Below are 15,576 nucleotides of genomic sequence, written 5' to 3'. Positions count from 1 at the left end.
GCCTATTCGACCGTCACGGATTTCGCCAGGTTGCGCGGCTGATCCACGTCGGTGCCCTTGAGCACGGCGACGTGGTAGCTGAGCAGTTGCAGGGGCACGGTGAACACGATCGGGGCGATGAGGTCGCCGCAGGGTTCGAGTTCGACCAGGATTTCCTGGGCGTGGGTGATGCCGCGCGAGACCGAGCGATCGGCGAACACGATCAGGCGGCCGCCGCGCGCGCGCACTTCTTCGATGTTCGATTTCAACTTTTCCAGAAGATGATCGTTGGGCGCGACCGCGATCACCGGCATCTCGTCGTCGACGAGCGCAAGCGGGCCGTGCTTGAGTTCGCCGGCCGGGTAGGCCTCGGCGTGGATGTAGGAGATTTCCTTGAGCTTGAGCGCGCCTTCCATCGCGATCGGGAACTGGGTGCCGCGACCGAGGAACAGGGCGTCCTTCTTGTCGCCGAAGAATTCGGCGAGCTGGCGGATCTCGGGATCGAGCGCGAGCGCAGCGCTGACCGAACCCGGTAGCTGCTGCAATTGCGCCACGCCATCGGCGTAACGCGCCGGCGCCAAGCCGTGGTGACGCCCGAGTTCGAGCGCGAACAGCAACAGCGCGGTGAGCTGGGTGACGAAGGCCTTGGTCGAGGCGACGCCGATTTCGGGGCCTGCGCGGGTCATCAGCGACAGTGCCGATTCTCGCACCAGCGACGACTCCGGCACATTGCAGATTGCCAGCGTGCCGAGGTAACCCATGGTCTTGGCGAGCTTGAGCGCCGCCAGCGTGTCGGCGGTTTCGCCCGACTGCGAGACGGTGACCAGCAGCGTGTTCGGCAGCACCACGAAATCCCGATAGCGGTATTCGCTGGCGATCTCGACCTGGGCCGGCACCCGCGCCAGCGACTCGATCCAGTATTTCGCGACCAGCGCAGCGTGATAGCTGGAACCGCAAGCGACGATCTGCACCGCCTGCGTGCGCGTCAGCAGGTCGACCGCGGCCGGCCCGAAGATCTGCGTCAGCACATGGCCTTCGCTGAGCCGGCCTTCGAGGGTGTCCGCGATCGCGGTCGGCTGCTCGTGGATTTCCTTGAGCATGTAGTGGCGATATTCGCCGCGCTGCACCGCGTCGGCGCTGAAATGCGCTTCCTTGACCGGACGCACGACTTCGCGGCCGTCGGCGTCGAACACGCGCGTCGAATCGATGCGGATCTCGGCGATGTCGCCCTCGGCCAGGTACACGAAGCGGCGCGTGACCGGCAGCAGCGCGTGGATGTCGGACGCGAGGTACTGCTCGCCCTCGCCCAGGCCCATCACCATCGGCGAGCCCTTGCGCGCGCCGACGACGACGCCCGGTTCGCGCGTCGACAGCACCGCGATCGCATAGGCGCCATGCAGGCGCGGCAGCACCTGCTTCACCGCGTCGAGCAGGGAGGTGCCGTCGCGGTGGATGGCATGGATCAGGTGCGCCATCACCTCGGTGTCGGTGTCGCTGGTGAACGCATAACCCTTGCCGCGCAGTTCCTCGCGCAGCTCGGTATGGTTCTCGATGATGCCGTTGTGCACGACCGCGACGGTGTCGTTCGACAGCATCGGATGCGCATTGCGCTCGGCCGGCACGCCATGCGTGGCCCAGCGCGTGTGCGCGATGCCGGTATGGCCGCCGATCGGCGCGGACGCGTGCAGACTCTCGAGTTCGCTGACCTTGCCCTTGGCGCGCAGGCGCTGCATGCCGGCGTCGGTCAGCAGCGCAATGCCGGCGGAGTCGTAACCGCGGTATTCGAGCGCCTTCAAACCATGAATCAGCGTTGGGACCACATCCCGTCGCGCCGCAATACCGACAATTCCGCACATGCTTCAGCCTCCGAAATCGATGCGCCATTCTAGCGATCACGTCGACCGCTTCGGGGCGGGATGCGGCCAGAGCGCGGGCGGGGTGCCAGCGGCAATGCAGATTCAGGCGCGGTCAGTGGTGATCAGGACCAGGCCGGCGAGCACCAGCAGCGTACCCACACCAGCGCGCCAGCCGGCGCGCTCGTGGAGCACCAGCGCCGCAAGTCCGAGCACCATCACGAAGCTGAGCACGGTGAACGGGTAGACCACGCGCAACGGAAGTTTTGACAGGCTGTACAGCCACAGCAGCGTGCTGACTCCGTAGCAGGAGAGCCCGAAGAATACCGGCCAGTTGACGAACTCCATCCAGTGGCTGCGGCCGCTCGCGCCCAGCTTGAGCAGCACCTGACCTGCCGCGGCGACGATGCAGGCAAGCACGAGTACGAGATGCACGGGTTTCAAGTGCGCGGGTTCCCGGGATTCGAGGCCGGCCAGCATAGCCGACGCGGCGCCGGCAGCGCCGCATCGCGGCGCTCGCACTTGCCAGATTGTGGTGTTGACGGCCATGCTTCGCGTTTACAGAAGTTTCCAGCACCCCAATGTCTTACTCGAAGATCGTTAGAAGCGCGCTGCCCTGGGTTTGGCTGCTGGCGGCACTGGCCTTGGCGATGCTGATCGCACAACGCAGCCTGCTCTACGAACTCTCGATGCGCGGGCTGCGCGATCTCGGCTACGCACTGCTGCTGGTCTGCGTCGCCGCCGGATTTCTGCACTGGCGCTGGCGCATCGGCTGGGCTCGTGGCATCGCGCTGTGTTTCCTGCTGCTGATCGGCTTCCACATCGGTCTCGGCGCGGTCGTCGCCACGATGCTGTTGGCAGCCGCTGCATTCGCCGTCGGCGACCGCCTGCTCGGCAGCGACGACGCGGACATCGCCGTGCGCATTCTCGTTGGACTGGCGCTGATGCTCGGCGTGGTCGGCTGGTTGCTGCCGTTGCCGCTGCATCTGCGCGGCGTCTACGTCGCGGCCCTGCTGATGCTGATCGGCATGCGCTGGACGCAGTTGCGCGCGGCGCTGCACGCGATGTTGCAGCCGCTGCTGCGCCCGCAACTCGCGCTCGGCGGCTCTGCTGTGCTGGCGCTGCTCACGATCGGCTGCATCGCGCTGCCCGCCGCATTGCCGACTGCGATGTTCGACGACCTTGCCTACCACCTGGCCCTGCCGAGCGACCTCGCCAGCCTCGGCTATTACCGCATGGACGCGCAGTCGCAGGTGTGGGCGCTTTCACCCTGGGGCAGCGACGTCGTCCACGGCATCGTGCAGGTGCTGGCCGCCGGCGAAGCGCGCGGCGCGGTGCATCTGCTGTGGCTGCTGCTGGCCCTGCGTCTGTTGTGGCGCATCCTCGCTGACGAGGGGCTGGACGCGCGCTGGTGCTGGCTCGGCCTGGCGCTGTTTGCCAGCCAGCCGCTGCAGTACATGCTGGCGCATTCGATGCAGACCGAGATGCCGACGCAGACACTGCTGCTGGGCCTGATGCTGCTGATCGCGCGCGTCGATGCCGATGCGTCGCAGCGCCGCCTGCTCGCCATCGCCGCCGTGGTCGGCGCATTGCTGGCGATGAAGGTGCTCACCGTCGTCTACATGGCGCCGCTGGCACTGTGGTTCCTGTGGCGCTGGCGCAGCCCGCGTCTGCATCGCCTGCTGCCGGCGGCGCTGCTGATGCTCGCGGTCGGCGGTTCAAGTTATGTCTATGCCTATGTGATCGCCGGCAATCCACTGTTGCCGCTGTTCAACGATGTGTTCCAGTCGCCGCTGTACGCACAGTGGCGGTTCCGCGATCCGCACTACGGCCCCGGCAACCCGTTGCTGCTGCCGTGGCGGTTGCTGTTCGAGACCTCCAAGATGCACGAGGGCTGGAAGGGCATCGGCGGCTTCCAGTGGTGGTTTGCCGCGGCTGCACTGCCCTGGCTGCTGGCGACGGCACGGGTGCGCGTATTCGCCTGGATCGGGCTGGGCGCAACCGTGCTGCTATGCACGCAGATCGTGCATCTGCGCTACCTGATGCCGGCGCTGCTCGGGCTCGGCATCGCCTTCATCCTGCTGCTGGCCCGCACCTGGCCGCGCGCCGGCGCCGGCTTCGTGGCTGGGTTGGTCGTGCTGAACCTGACGTTCGCACAGGGCACCAGCTGGATGCTGCGCGATGGCATCGTGCTGCGCTATCTGTTGGTCACCGATGGCGCGCACCAGCATCTGGTCGACTTTGCCCCGGAGCGCCTGCTGCTGGCTCCGCTGAAGCAGTCGGGCCAGCCATTCATGGTGTTCGGCGACCACGACCAGTCGCGGCACGCGGAACTGTCCGGTCGTGGCGTCATCGGCAATGGCTATGATCCACAGACTGCCGCACGGTTCGCTGCCGCGCTCGCCGAGAACACGCGCGCCGGATGGGAACGCCTGTTCGCCGACTACGGCGCCACCCATGCACTGGCCCATCGCGCCCGCAGTGATTCGCGCTACCTCGCCGCACTCGACGAACTTGGCGAGATTGCCGCCGAGATCAACCATACGCGTCTGTATCGGCTGCCGCCGACGCCGGTCCCGGCGGTCGCGCTGGCCGATGCGCCGGCGGTCGAACGCGAGATCCAAGTGCGCGGCGACGAGATGTTTGAAATTTCGTTCCGCGCCGATGCGCGTTGCGCCGTCACCGACAGTGGCGCGGCATTGGCCACGCGCCTGTTCTTCGACGACTTCGGCTGGCAGGGCGCGCGCCTGCTCGACTGGCAGGCCTGCAGCCACAACGGCCGCATGGTGATCGGCGGGCGCCAGCGCATCAAGGCCAGCTACGATCGCGTTCGTTTCGAGATCTCCGGGCTGGTGCGCGACGGCAAGCCGCAGTTCGCCATCGAGAACCTCGACATCCACCTGCGCCGCGACCTGACCACCGAGCGCGATGCCGCGCGCCGCCTGCTGGGGCGCTACCGATGAACCCCGAAGCCACCGTGGCCGTCGTCATCCCCTGCTTCCGCGTCGGCCAGCGCGCGCTCGATGTGATCGCCCGCATCGGCCCGGAAGTCGGCTGGATCTTCGCCATCGACGACGCCTGCCCCGAACACAGCGGCGACCTGATCGAACGCGATTGCCACGATCCGCGCGTTCGCGTGCTGCGCCACACCGAGAACGGTGGCGTCGGCGCGGCCACACTGACCGGGCTGCGCGCGGCCGTGGCGACGCCAGCGCGGGTGATCGTCAAGCTCGACGGCGACGGCCAGATGGACCCGGCGCTGATTCCGCGCCTGGCCGCGCCGATCCTGCGCGGCCAGGCCGACTACGCCAAGGGCAACCGCTTCCACCGTTTCCGCGATGTCGCCGCGATGCCCACACTGCGTCTCGCCGGCAACGCGGCGCTGTCGTTCCTGACCAAGCTCTCGACCGGTTACTGGCAGCTGTTCGACCCGACCAACGGCTTCGTCGCGATCGAGCGCCGCGTCGCCGCAGCGCTGCCGCACGAACGCATCGCACGCCGCTACTTCTTCGAATCCGACCTGCTCTACGAACTCGGGCAACTTCGCGCCAAGATCGTCGAGATGCCGATGCAGGCGGTGTACGGCGACGAACCTTCGAGCCTGCGCCCGCTGGCGATGATCGGCCCGTTCCTGCGCGGCCACTTGCGCAACCTGGCGCGGCGTCTGGTGTACAGCTACTTCGTGCGCGGCTTCTCGCCGGCATCGGTGGAATTGCTGCTCGGGCCGCTGCTGCTGCTGTTCGGGCTCGGCTTCGGCAGCCACGCCTGGTGGGCCTCGATCACCACCGGCGCACCCGCGACCGCGGGCACGGTCATGCTCGCCGCGCTGCCGATCCTGCTCGGGCTGCAATTGCTGCTGTCCTGGCTCAACTTCGACGTCGCCGCCGAACCGCGCGAACCGGTGGCCGAACGCCTCGGCGACGAGGCCGGCTGAGCGCGCCTTCAGCGGTCCGGCTGTGCGCAATCCGCAACCTCCGCCAGCGCCACAAACGCGGTCGCGGCGGCATCGACGCCATACAGCCGCAAACCGCTGCAATCGGCATCGGCGCGGAAATAGGCGTCGAAGCCTTCGGCGACGCGATCGATCCGTCGCCACGGCGTGACGCGTTCGGCGAAACTGAACTCGCCGATACCGACGATGCGACCGGAGCGCTCGGCGACCACCAGTCCGTCGATGCGCGCACGCAACCCCGGGTCGAGCAGACGGCCTTCGATGTGCCAGCCGGCGAGCGCGCCGGTGCCATCTTCTTCCACTCGCCGCGGCACGGAGATCGAGGCCAGCGCCGCGGCCGTGGGCGGGAGCACCGGGCTTGCACCGATCAGGCGCTGGCGCGGATGACGGAACATGCCGGCCTGGTGTCGTCGCAACACCTCCAGCACCGGCAAGGTGAACTGACGCGAACCTGTGGCGGTGTGTTCGGCCATGCCCTGGCCATGGACGCCCGCTGCAATCTGGGCTGCGCGCTGCTCGACCAGGCGCTCGACCGCCTGCGCCCAGCCGGAGCCGATCTGGTGCGTGGGATACAGCAGCACCGCAAGCGCGATCGCGACGGCGCCAGCTGTAGCCGCAGCGAGCGGTCCGCGGCCCACACGTGCGCCGATAGCCAGCGCCAGCCCGAGCCAGAACACATTGGTCCAGATCACATAGCGGTCGGCCAGCAGTTGCCCGGGCGCGGCGATGAACAACCAGTTGCGACCAAGTGCCACCAGCAGCGCCACGACCACGGCGAAACCGGCGAGCCCGATGCCGAGCACTTCGACTCGCGACACTGCTGCGGGATCCCGCCACGCACGCCAGGCGCAGCCGAACAGGAGCAGCACGCCGAGGGCACCGATCACGCAGGCCAGATCGAGCAGGCCCGGCCCGCCGACGAGCGCGAACAGCGCCTGTGCCGATGCCACCAGCCAGGCGCCCAACGGCGGCGTGACCGTAGTCATGCCCGCAGCGTCGATACCGACCACGCCTTCGCCGGCGTAGGCCAGCCAGCCGGTGGTCCAGAACGAGGCCAGCCAGGTGGTCGCGTGCTGCAGCAGCTGCAGCGGCGCAAACGTGAGCGATGCACGCACCGCCCCACCCCCAGGCATCAGGAACACGTATGCGGACAGCGCCAGCGCGGTATAGACGACACTGGCCACGATCCAGCGCGGGGCGACGCGACGCACCACCACCAATGCCACAAACACCGCAAACACGGCGACGCCGCTCGCGAAGCTGAAGGTCGCGGCGGTGGCGGCCAGCAGCGCCCCCGCGAGCGGCTGCCAGCGCGGGCGCGAGCGCATCGATTCCACGCAGTGCACGGCGATGATCGCGCACAGGATCACCAGGTACACCTGCAGGCCTTCGTTGCCGTGGAACTGGGTGCGCGCCGAGCCGCGCCACATCAACGCCAGCGTCGCCAGCAGCAGCAGCGCGGCGCGCGTGGCCAAAGGCAGCGCACGTTCGCGCCCGGTCCATGCCGCGAGCGTCAGCCAGAGCAGCCACAGCATGCCGAGATTCACCGCGATGCTGATCGCCTGTCCGCCGCCGCCCCAGTGCAGTTCAGCGAGACGGCCGAGATGCGAAACCACGTGTCGATGCTGATTGTCCGGCGTCAACACGCTCTCGGGAAATGGCAGCTCGAGCAGCTTGGCGTAAAGCTGGAACTGGTCGGCGAACATCTCGGTCCAACCGTGGTGCCACACCGACCAGGTCGTGGAGGCAAGGTAATACCCGGCACTCAGCAGGCACAACACGACCACCAGCCACTGTACGGCGCGCGCACGCAATGGCCGCTCTCCGAAGAGGATGGGACTCATCACCGCCGCCGCACTCGCACTGCGCGCGGTGCGGCGTCGAAGTCGACCAGCCGCAGGCGGCGGTCCTGGCCGATGCGGTAGGTGCCGAAGTCGCGCAGGTCCAGCGTCGCCACTTCATCGAGCCCGCGTCGTTCCGCAACGGCAAGCAACGAGGCATCGGCAAGGTCTGGGCGTTGGTCGGCGAAGCGCCCGATCACCCGCTCCATCAACGCCAGTTCCTCGCTCCCGAGCGCCACCATCTCGACAGCGCCGCGCGCGACCCATGCCAGCACGCGTTGCTTGGTTTCGGCGCGCAGAAAAAAACAGACTTCGGTCAGCACCGGCCAAGTGCTGACCAGATGGATGGCCGAGCCTTCGCGCCTGAGCCATTCGACCATGCGCGCATGCTGGCGGTCGGCGCCATGGAACAGCGCCAGCCAGGGGCCGGCATCAAGCAGAACGCTTTTCACGAACCCGCCGGCGCAGGCGCTCGGACAGCGAGCGCGACAGGTTCGGGTCGGCCACCGTGGCGACTCCACCGAACAAGTCTGCACCCAGTTGGTACGGACCCTCGGCAACGCCCAGATGCTGCGCCGCCAGCATCTGCAAGCCGCGCCGCAGCACCTCGCTCTGGCTGACGCCGAGCCGGCTGCTCAGTTCAACCAGGTACCGGGCCTCGGGCTCGGCAACGCGGAACGAAATCGCCATGGTCCACCTCCGATGTCATACCGTATGACACACAACGATCGTTCGCAAGTGACCGCCGCTTATCCCTTGCGCGGCCGCTTCCAGCCTTCGATCGAGCGCTGCTTCGCGCGCGCCACGGTCAGCTCGCCAACCGGGGCGTCGTGGCTGATGACGCTGCCGGCGCCGATGGTGGCGTCGGCGCCGATGGTGAGCGGCGCGACCAGTGACGCATTCGAGCCAATGAAGGCGCCGTCCTCGATGCGGGTGACGTGTTTGTGCGCGCCGTCGTAATTGCAGGTGATGGTGCCGGCGCCGATGTTGACGCCGGCGCCGATCACGGCGTCGCCGAGATAACTCAGGTGGTTGGCCTTGGAGCCGGTGCCGAGACTGGCCTGCTTGGTCTCGACGAAGTTGCCGACATGCACGCCGGCGGCCAGTTCGGTACCCGGGCGCAGGCGCGCGAACGGGCCGATCGTGCATGGCCCATGGGTGACCACGCCGTCGAGATCGCAATGCGCCTGCACCACGGTGCCGCTGGCGAGTCGGCAGTTGCGCAAGCGCACGAAGGGGCCGATCTGCACCTCGTCGCCGAGCGCGACGAAGCCTTCCAGCACCAGGTTCAGATCGAACTCGACATCGCGACCATGACTGACATCGGCACGCAACTGCACGCTGGCCGGGTCGGCCATGCGCACGCCGCCGAGCAGCAGCTCGCGCACGCGGCGCGCATTGAGCCGGCGCGTGAGGTCGGCCAGTTGCACGGCATCGTTGGCACCGAGCGCCTCGGCTTCGTCGGCGCACAACACGACATGCGCCGCGCGATCGTCCGCCGCGGCCTTCGCGAACACGTCGGTCAGGTAGTACTCGCCCTGGGCATTCGCGGTGCCGAGCGTGGCCAGCCAGCGTCGCAGCGGTGCGGCGTGGGCGGCGATCATGCCGGTGTTGATCTCGCGCACCGCGCGTTGTGCCGGGCTCGCGTCCTTTTCTTCGACGATCGCGGCGACATGGCCATGGGCATCGCGCAGCACGCGACCGTAGCCGGTCGGTTCCGCGAACTCGGCGGCGAGCACGGCGAGCGCGCCGTGCGCCTGCACCAGCACGCGCAAGGTCGAAGCCCGCGTCAGCGGCACGTCGCCGTACAGCACCAGCACGCGCGCGTCGTCCGGGATGCCCGGCATCGCCTGCATCACCGCATGCCCGGTGCCGAGCTGCTGCGCCTGCTCGGCCCAATGCAGCTGGCCATCGTGCGCAAACGCGGCGCGCACCTGCTCACCACCATGGCCGTAGACGACATGGATCGCCGCCGCACCCAACTCGCGCGCGGTCGCGATCACCCGCGCCAGCATCGGCACCCCGCACACCGGCTGCAGCACCTTCGGCCGCGCCGACTTCATACGCTTGCCCTCGCCCGCGGCGAGGATCACGACGTGCAGGGGCAATGCGGACATGCAGGCCTCGCGACCGGGAACCAGAGAGTTCGGATTCTAGGTGTCACGCAGGCGAACACCAATTCACCCGGTCCGCCCCCCGATCGCGGCCCGTGCCGTCACCAGCAAGAAACCGATCAGCAGCAGCGGCATGGCACGATTGGCGAACAGGTCAACGGGCACCACCGGGCCCGATCCGAGCAGGGCAGCACCGCTGGAGTCAAGGCCGCCCCAGTCCCAGTACGTGCGCACGATTGCGCCGGTATCGGTATTCAGCAGCACCCGATTGGAGGGCGAGTAGCCGCAACCGACCATGCACCACTCGCTGGTCGGGAAACTGAACACGGCCCAGCGGCCATGGAAGTCGGCCTCAAACTCCATGTCGTACTCAATCCGCTCGACCACGATCGACCACTGCGCGCTGGCACGATCGAAGCGGTGGATGGCATTGCGCCCTGTCGCCGGCGCATAACCCAGGCCATACAAGCTCCCGCGATGCGCGCCAAGCAGCGTCAGGTACGGGACCTGCGGCGGCAACGGCAGGGACTGCGGTGCACCGTTTCCCTGAATCGGGTGCAGCTCGATGTGATCACCGCGATCCACGGCGACCGCGGAATCATCTTCGAGGATCGGCCCGGCGCGCGCTGGCAACACGCGCAAGTGCGCGCGCGGCTCCGCCGGATCGACCAGCACCGTGCGCAGCAGCCCGCCAGTTGCATCCATCTCGTCGAGCAGCAGATAGCGACCACTGGCCGACAGGCCATCGGTGTTCGCTCCCTGTGGACAACGGATGCCGAGCGATTCCGGCGTCTCGATCAGGGCCCCGCTGCGGGTATCGATCCACCAGCAGCGCGAGATCATCAGCACGTCCGGATCGGTGGGCAGTTCCGCCATCAACTCGCCCACGAACCAAGCGAACGGCGGCTGCAGGATGACGCTGCGCAATACGCGGAAGTCTGCGGCATCCAGTACTTCGAGGCGCCGGCTCTGGTCGGGTCGCGACGAAACCACGAAGACGCGACGGCGGTCTCGCGACACCACGACATTGCCCCGGCCTTCCAGTGCTCTTTGCAGCAGCGGCTGCGGTTCGCCCGCGCGCAGCTTTGCGACCACGAAGGTCGGCGGCCAGACCCAACCGCCATCCACCAGCACGCCCACGCTGAAGGGCGCCTCGGCACGACTGGCCATGGCCACGAACAACGCGATTCCCGCCAAGTACCACCGCCCCATCGGCATGAACGCATCCCTCGATTGACCGCCTGCCAGTACCGACGTCGCACAGTGCGGACTCCCCCAACCACGCCGATGACGGTTTCGCGCGCGCTTCTGCGTACCCGTCGAGCAACTCCGCGCGCAAGGAATGCCCAGATGACCCGTCCTGCTCCCCGATGCCTGTTCTCCCTCCTGTTGCTGGCCAGCGCCGCAGCTCACGCCCAGATGCAATGGCGCGAAGGACCGATCGTGTACACGCCGGCGTATGACTTCACGCTCGGCTACACGCCCAACGGCACCGGCTACTATGTGCGCCAGGCATGGATCGCGAGCCCGCCGCAGCCGACGGTGAACCAGGCGTTCTATGTCAGCCTGCGCATGGAAGGCATCGCCTCGCCGTCGGTGGGCCGGCTGATGGTGACCGGCTTCGTGCCGCCAGCGGGCACTTCGGTGCTGGTCGATGCGGCCACGCCGGTGCGCTGCTTCTATCGCGCGATGGATGGCGGTGGGGCATTCGTCGAGTTCACCAACCAAGTCATCACCGACACCTCGTTCGGCGCCAGCCTGCGCGTGTTCGGTTGTCCGCAGCCGGCGCCAGGAGGCGATCCGTATTCGATCGTCACGGTTCCGGGCGGCAACGCCTATCTGCTCGACCGCCGCGATCCGAACAGCCCCGGCGCGACTTCGTGGCCGCTGGGCAGCCAGGCCGGCTACGAGTTCTTCATCCCGCTGGTCGCGACCCGCACGTTCAGCGGCAGCAACGCGATCGAGGCCGATCGCTTCTACGGCACCGTGCGCTCGATCCAGGGCGACGGCCTCGATCCGTGGGCCTTCCCCTACCTCGGCCTGCTGGTCTCGGCCAGCAGCCCGACCCCGACCACCGACCTGCAGGTGAGCCAGCAATTGCCGCCACCGCCGCCGCCACCGGGCAAGGTCAGCTATTCGATCCGCTGCGCGAACAGTGGTCCGAACGCCGCCAGCAACGTCAGCTGCGGCTTCACCGGCGTGCCCGCGGGCCTGAACGCCGCCGTGTATTGCTCGCCCAGCAGTCCGCAGGCGACGCTTGCCGCCGGCGCGGCCATGGTCTGCTCGGTGGTGCTCGACAAGTACCTCGGCTTCCGCAGCATGAGCGGCTTCGTCTCCTCCAGCGCAACGCCGGACAGCAATCTCGCCAACAACAGTCACCCGTTCACGCTCTACGGCGGGCTCGCCGAAGTCATCCTCGCCAACGGCTTCGAGACCGGCTTCTGACAGACCATCGGGCCACAAGCCACAAGCATCGGGCCACAAATGAGGCGGCGCTCCTTCATGTAGGAGGGCCACTTGTGGCCCGATGCTCTTGCTCTTCTCCACGCCACCGCACCTGGGGGGATCAGAGCCAGAGCTTCGGGCCACAAGTGGCCCTCCTACATGAAGAATGCGATTCCGTCCCCCACGCCCCAAACGGATATGCCCCGTCCGCAGCGCACAACCCCGCGCACCGGATTCATGCGGATGTATTCGCGCGCCGCCTCCAGTTCGCGTTCGTTGCGCAGGGCGTGGTCATGGAAACCCGCAGCCCACACCGCCCCGCGACGCCCGAGCGCGGCATTGGCGCACAGCGCCGTGCGCGTCTTGAAGCGGTTGATCGCCTGCGACAGCGTGGTCGTCGGCCCCAGCTGGACGATGCCATGCCAGTGATCGGGCATCAGCACCCACGACAGCAACCGCGCCTCCGCGATCAATCCGGGGTCGGCGTGCAACGCCGCAACCGCCCCCGCCACGTCGTCCGCCGCGAACCACGGCAGACGCTCGGCAGTCGCCGTCGTCACCAGATAGCACCAGCCCGGCACCGAGCAGCGCCCCTTGCGCAATGCGGGATGTCCAGGTCGGTCGCGGTCGATTGGCATGTCCGCAGCATCCGCAACCCGCACCCGCCCCGCCTCCGCCCAACGCGGAATTTCCCCTGCGACATTTCCCATGTAGGAGGGCCAGCCACACCGGGTACTCGCTGGGGCCGGCAGCAGCCGACCGCGTCCTAATGTTTCTTATCGTTGACAAAATGGGCATTTAGGCTATTTTACGAAACGTTTTCCGATAGAGCTGGTTCCATGACGCCTCGCTCGAACAACGCGCTTGAGTCTTCTGCCGCCACAGCCGCGCGACTCGGAAGAACGTTGCGTGCGCGACGCAAGGCTTTGCGCATCACCATGGTCGCTGCCGCCGAAGCGGCCGGCATCTCGCGGGTCACCTGGCACCGACTGGAGAAGGGTGAAGCGAGCGTGGCCTGGGCTTCGGTATTGGCCGCGGCCGCCGTGTTGGGACTGAGTGTGCAGGTCATCGAGGATTCTGGCCAGGCGAACGCTTCTCCGCCGCTGCGGGCAATGGCTGGATGGGTCCCGCTGCGCATTCCGTTGGCGGAATTCCCGGGCCTGCGCCGACTGGCCTGGCAGGTGGACGAACACATCGAGACACTTTCGCCACGCGAGGCTTACGGAGTGTACGAACGCAACGCACGGCATCTGGATGAGGCGTCGCTCTCCGGCCCGGAACGCACGCTGTTGCGCGCGCTGCGGACGCTGTTCGCCGAGGCCACGTCGCGTGTTTGAGCGGCCGCACCACCAACGCATCGCCCGCGTGCTGATGGCGCTGGATGCGTCCTTGCTGCGCGCGCATCAGTGCTGGTTCGGTGGCGGCACGGCGATCGCATTGCGCCATGGCGAATACCGCGAATCCCGCGATATCGACCTGCTGGTGTCGGATACCGCCGGGTATCGCGAATTGCGCCAGCACCTGCGCGGCGCGCACGACCTGGGGCCGTTGACTCGACCCGGCGCGGAGACGTTCGCCTTCGAGCGCGAGATTCGTATCGACCAGTACGGCATCCGCGGCTTCGTGCTGGTCGACCGCGTGGCAATCAAGTTCGGGATCGTCCACGAAGGGCGTATCGGTTTCGAGGTGCCGCCGAGGGCGAGCCAGACCTGTGGCGTCGCCACGTTGACGCTGATCGACCTGGCCGCCAGCAAGCTCCTGGCAAACGCCGACCGCTGGCGCGACGACAGTGTTTTCTCCCGCGACGCGTTCGATCTGGCGATGCTGGAGATCCCGCCGCGACGCTTGCGCCCGGCATTGGCCAAGGCAATGCAGGCCTACGGTCCCGGCGTGGTCGAAGACCTGCACCGCGCACTGCGTGCATTGCGCGAACGCCCAGGCCGGCTCGCGCACTGCATGCAGTCACTGGCAATCGGCCTCGCCCCGGCCGCAATGCACCAACGCTTGCGCCGGCTGGAGCTTCGGGCCACAAGTGGCCCTCCTACATGAAGATGGGGGATTCCCGCACCCCAAGCGTCGGTGCGGGGACGGGAGAGACAACCATGAACCTGAAACGCTGCCGCCATCTGATCGCTGTTGTGCTCGCTCTGTGGGCGCAAGTCGCCGTCTGCCAACCCACGATCGTCACGTTGATAGCACTGCCCGCTGGCCCCGAAACCTACGAGTATCAACTTGTGAAGCTCGACCCACGCGACCAGAGCGAACTGCACAACTTGCCAGCGCAGCCAAGCTACACCGCCTTGTCGCGCGACGCTCGCAGGCTCTATGCGCTGACCGAGCAGGACTCGGCGCCGAATCCGCTCCTGCAGACCTACGACGCGACCACGCTCACTCTGCTGCAGTCGGTGGAAGTCCCTCCAGTTCAGCGCTCCTATCAAATTGCGGTCTCTTTCGTCGAGCACCCGTTGCGCCCCGGCGTAGTGGTTCTCGATCGGTGCTGGTGGTTGGACGCCACGTCGGGCGCGCTGCTGGAGTCGCCGGCGACCCTGCTGCCGCTGTCGCAATGTCGCGGCAGTTCACGCGGGGACGGCTTCTCCTCGTCTGGCAGGTACCTGTTGATCGATGACCTGATGAACAGTCGGACACTGCTGGTCGATGCACTCGCCCCCAGAACCGTGATTCGGGAACTGCCGTATGGCGCTGGACCTGTGATGTCCGACGATCAGACCATCGCACTCGGCCCAGACCGGGTCATCTCGATCACCGATGGCAGCATCACGCAACGCTTCGAGCTATCCGAGCCCTGGCGATCATCGCGCGTCGTTGGCACCGATGGCGACCATCTCTACGTGATCTACTTCGATGCGGCGCATTCCACCAACGCGCTGGGACGCATCGCGCTCGCCGACGGCAGCACGCAGCCCCTAATCGATCGCGTGGTGTCACGGGATGGCTGGTTGCAGGTGAATGGGGAGTGGGTGCTGTTCGCGGTCAGCAGCGACCTAATTTGCGATATCGGTGGGGATTGCCGGCACATGCCGTCTCAGTACGCACTCATCGATCGGCGCCAACTCACGATCTACCAAGGCTCCTGGGAATCGGGTGGCATCGTCTCCACGGGTGCGATCCTGAGCAACGTCGGACCCGCGGCGACCGTTTCGGTGCCGGCGCTCTCCCGTTGGGCGCTCGCGGTGCTGGTAGGCAGCATGTTGCTGATCACACTGGCGTTGCTCGCGCGCAGCGCGCGATAGCCGCGGCGCCGTGCCGCAGACCACTTGTGGCCCGACGCTCTGGCTCTGATCCCCCAGCCGCGGCGGCGTGTAGAAGAGCCAAGGCTTCGGGCCACAAGTGGCCCTGCTACATGATGCGGGGGGCGCATCGGCCTATACTCG

Annotated in this window: 14 protein-coding genes; 6 read left to right on the top strand and 8 right to left on the bottom strand. The window is 67.4% G+C overall.

All coding sequences use genetic code 11. The features are described from left to right. Positions 1–2: 2 nt before the first annotated feature. Positions 3–1,835, bottom strand: a complete 1,833-nt coding sequence (gene glmS, locus IPG63_07310; protein MBK6727056.1) for a glutamine--fructose-6-phosphate transaminase (isomerizing) — start codon at positions 1,833–1,835, stop codon at positions 3–5. Positions 1,836–1,937: 102 nt separating this feature from the next. After that, a complete protein-coding gene (locus IPG63_07305; GenBank protein ID MBK6727055.1) occupies positions 1,938–2,276 on the bottom strand; it encodes an EamA family transporter in 339 nt (112 codons plus the stop codon). 137 nt (positions 2,277–2,413) lie between these two features. On the opposite strand from IPG63_07305, the gene IPG63_07300 reads away from it, so the two are divergent. Both IPG63_07300 and IPG63_07295 read left to right on the top strand, forming a co-directional pair. Next, positions 2,414–4,795, top strand: a complete 2,382-nt coding sequence (locus IPG63_07300; protein ID MBK6727054.1) for a hypothetical protein — start codon at positions 2,414–2,416, stop codon at positions 4,793–4,795. After that, on the top strand, positions 4,792–5,766 hold the full coding sequence (locus IPG63_07295) for a glycosyltransferase family 2 protein (protein ID MBK6727053.1): 975 nt from the start codon (positions 4,792–4,794) through the stop codon (positions 5,764–5,766). The genes IPG63_07300 and IPG63_07295 overlap by 4 nt, the downstream gene beginning before the upstream one ends. Before the next feature lie 8 nt (positions 5,767–5,774). Here IPG63_07295 and IPG63_07290 read toward each other — a convergent pair whose 3' ends face one another. From IPG63_07290 to IPG63_07270, 5 genes are all read right to left on the bottom strand, one after another. After that, on the bottom strand, positions 5,775–7,628 hold the full coding sequence (locus IPG63_07290) for a hypothetical protein (GenBank protein ID MBK6727052.1): 1,854 nt from the start codon (positions 7,626–7,628) through the stop codon (positions 5,775–5,777). Next, positions 7,628–8,077, bottom strand: a complete 450-nt coding sequence (locus IPG63_07285; protein MBK6727051.1) for a PIN domain-containing protein — start codon at positions 8,075–8,077, stop codon at positions 7,628–7,630. Before IPG63_07285 ends, IPG63_07290 begins: the two co-directional genes overlap by 1 nt. Beyond that, positions 8,058–8,315: a hypothetical protein gene (locus IPG63_07280; GenBank protein ID MBK6727050.1), complete on the bottom strand. Its 258-nt coding sequence runs from the start codon at positions 8,313–8,315 to the stop codon at positions 8,058–8,060. Before IPG63_07280 ends, IPG63_07285 begins: the two co-directional genes overlap by 20 nt. A gap of 59 nt (positions 8,316–8,374) precedes the next feature. Beyond that, entirely contained in the window at positions 8,375–9,742 is a 1,368-nt protein-coding gene (gene glmU, locus IPG63_07275; GenBank protein MBK6727049.1) for a bifunctional UDP-N-acetylglucosamine diphosphorylase/glucosamine-1-phosphate N-acetyltransferase GlmU, read from the bottom strand. Positions 9,743–9,805: 63 nt separating this feature from the next. Beyond that, complete coding sequence (locus IPG63_07270) at positions 9,806–10,957, bottom strand: hypothetical protein (protein ID MBK6727048.1); 1,152 nt, start codon at positions 10,955–10,957, stop codon at positions 9,806–9,808. Between the two features lie 132 nt (positions 10,958–11,089). Here IPG63_07270 and IPG63_07265 point away from each other — a divergent pair, with 132 nt between their 5' ends. After that, positions 11,090–12,184, top strand: a complete 1,095-nt coding sequence (locus tag IPG63_07265; GenBank protein MBK6727047.1) for a hypothetical protein — start codon at positions 11,090–11,092, stop codon at positions 12,182–12,184. A 155-nt stretch (positions 12,185–12,339) separates the two neighbouring features. On the opposite strand, the gene IPG63_07260 is transcribed toward IPG63_07265, so the two are convergent. Further along, positions 12,340–12,822, bottom strand: a complete 483-nt coding sequence (locus IPG63_07260; protein ID MBK6727046.1) for a transposase — start codon at positions 12,820–12,822, stop codon at positions 12,340–12,342. 288 nt (positions 12,823–13,110) lie between these two features. On the opposite strand from IPG63_07260, the gene IPG63_07255 reads away from it, so the two are divergent. The 3 genes from IPG63_07255 to IPG63_07245 are packed head-to-tail and all read left to right on the top strand — an operon-like array spanning position 13,111 to position 15,435. Next, entirely contained in the window at positions 13,111–13,521 is a 411-nt protein-coding gene (locus IPG63_07255; protein ID MBK6727045.1) for a helix-turn-helix domain-containing protein, read from the top strand. Then, positions 13,514–14,233, top strand: coding sequence for a nucleotidyl transferase AbiEii/AbiGii toxin family protein (locus IPG63_07250; GenBank protein ID MBK6727044.1), 720 nt, complete (start codon positions 13,514–13,516; stop codon positions 14,231–14,233). The genes IPG63_07255 and IPG63_07250 overlap by 8 nt, the downstream gene beginning before the upstream one ends. Before the next feature lie 53 nt (positions 14,234–14,286). Continuing rightward, positions 14,287–15,435 (top strand): hypothetical protein, encoded by a 1,149-nt coding sequence (locus IPG63_07245; protein ID MBK6727043.1) that lies wholly within the window; start codon positions 14,287–14,289, stop codon positions 15,433–15,435. The last annotated feature ends 141 nt before the right edge of the window (positions 15,436–15,576 follow it).

The organism is Lysobacterales bacterium (assembly GCA_016703225.1).
GTDB lineage: Bacteria > Pseudomonadota > Gammaproteobacteria > Xanthomonadales > Ahniellaceae > JADKHK01.
Note: the sequence above shows the minus strand (reverse complement) of the source record. Positions and strands in the feature narration are given on the sequence as shown.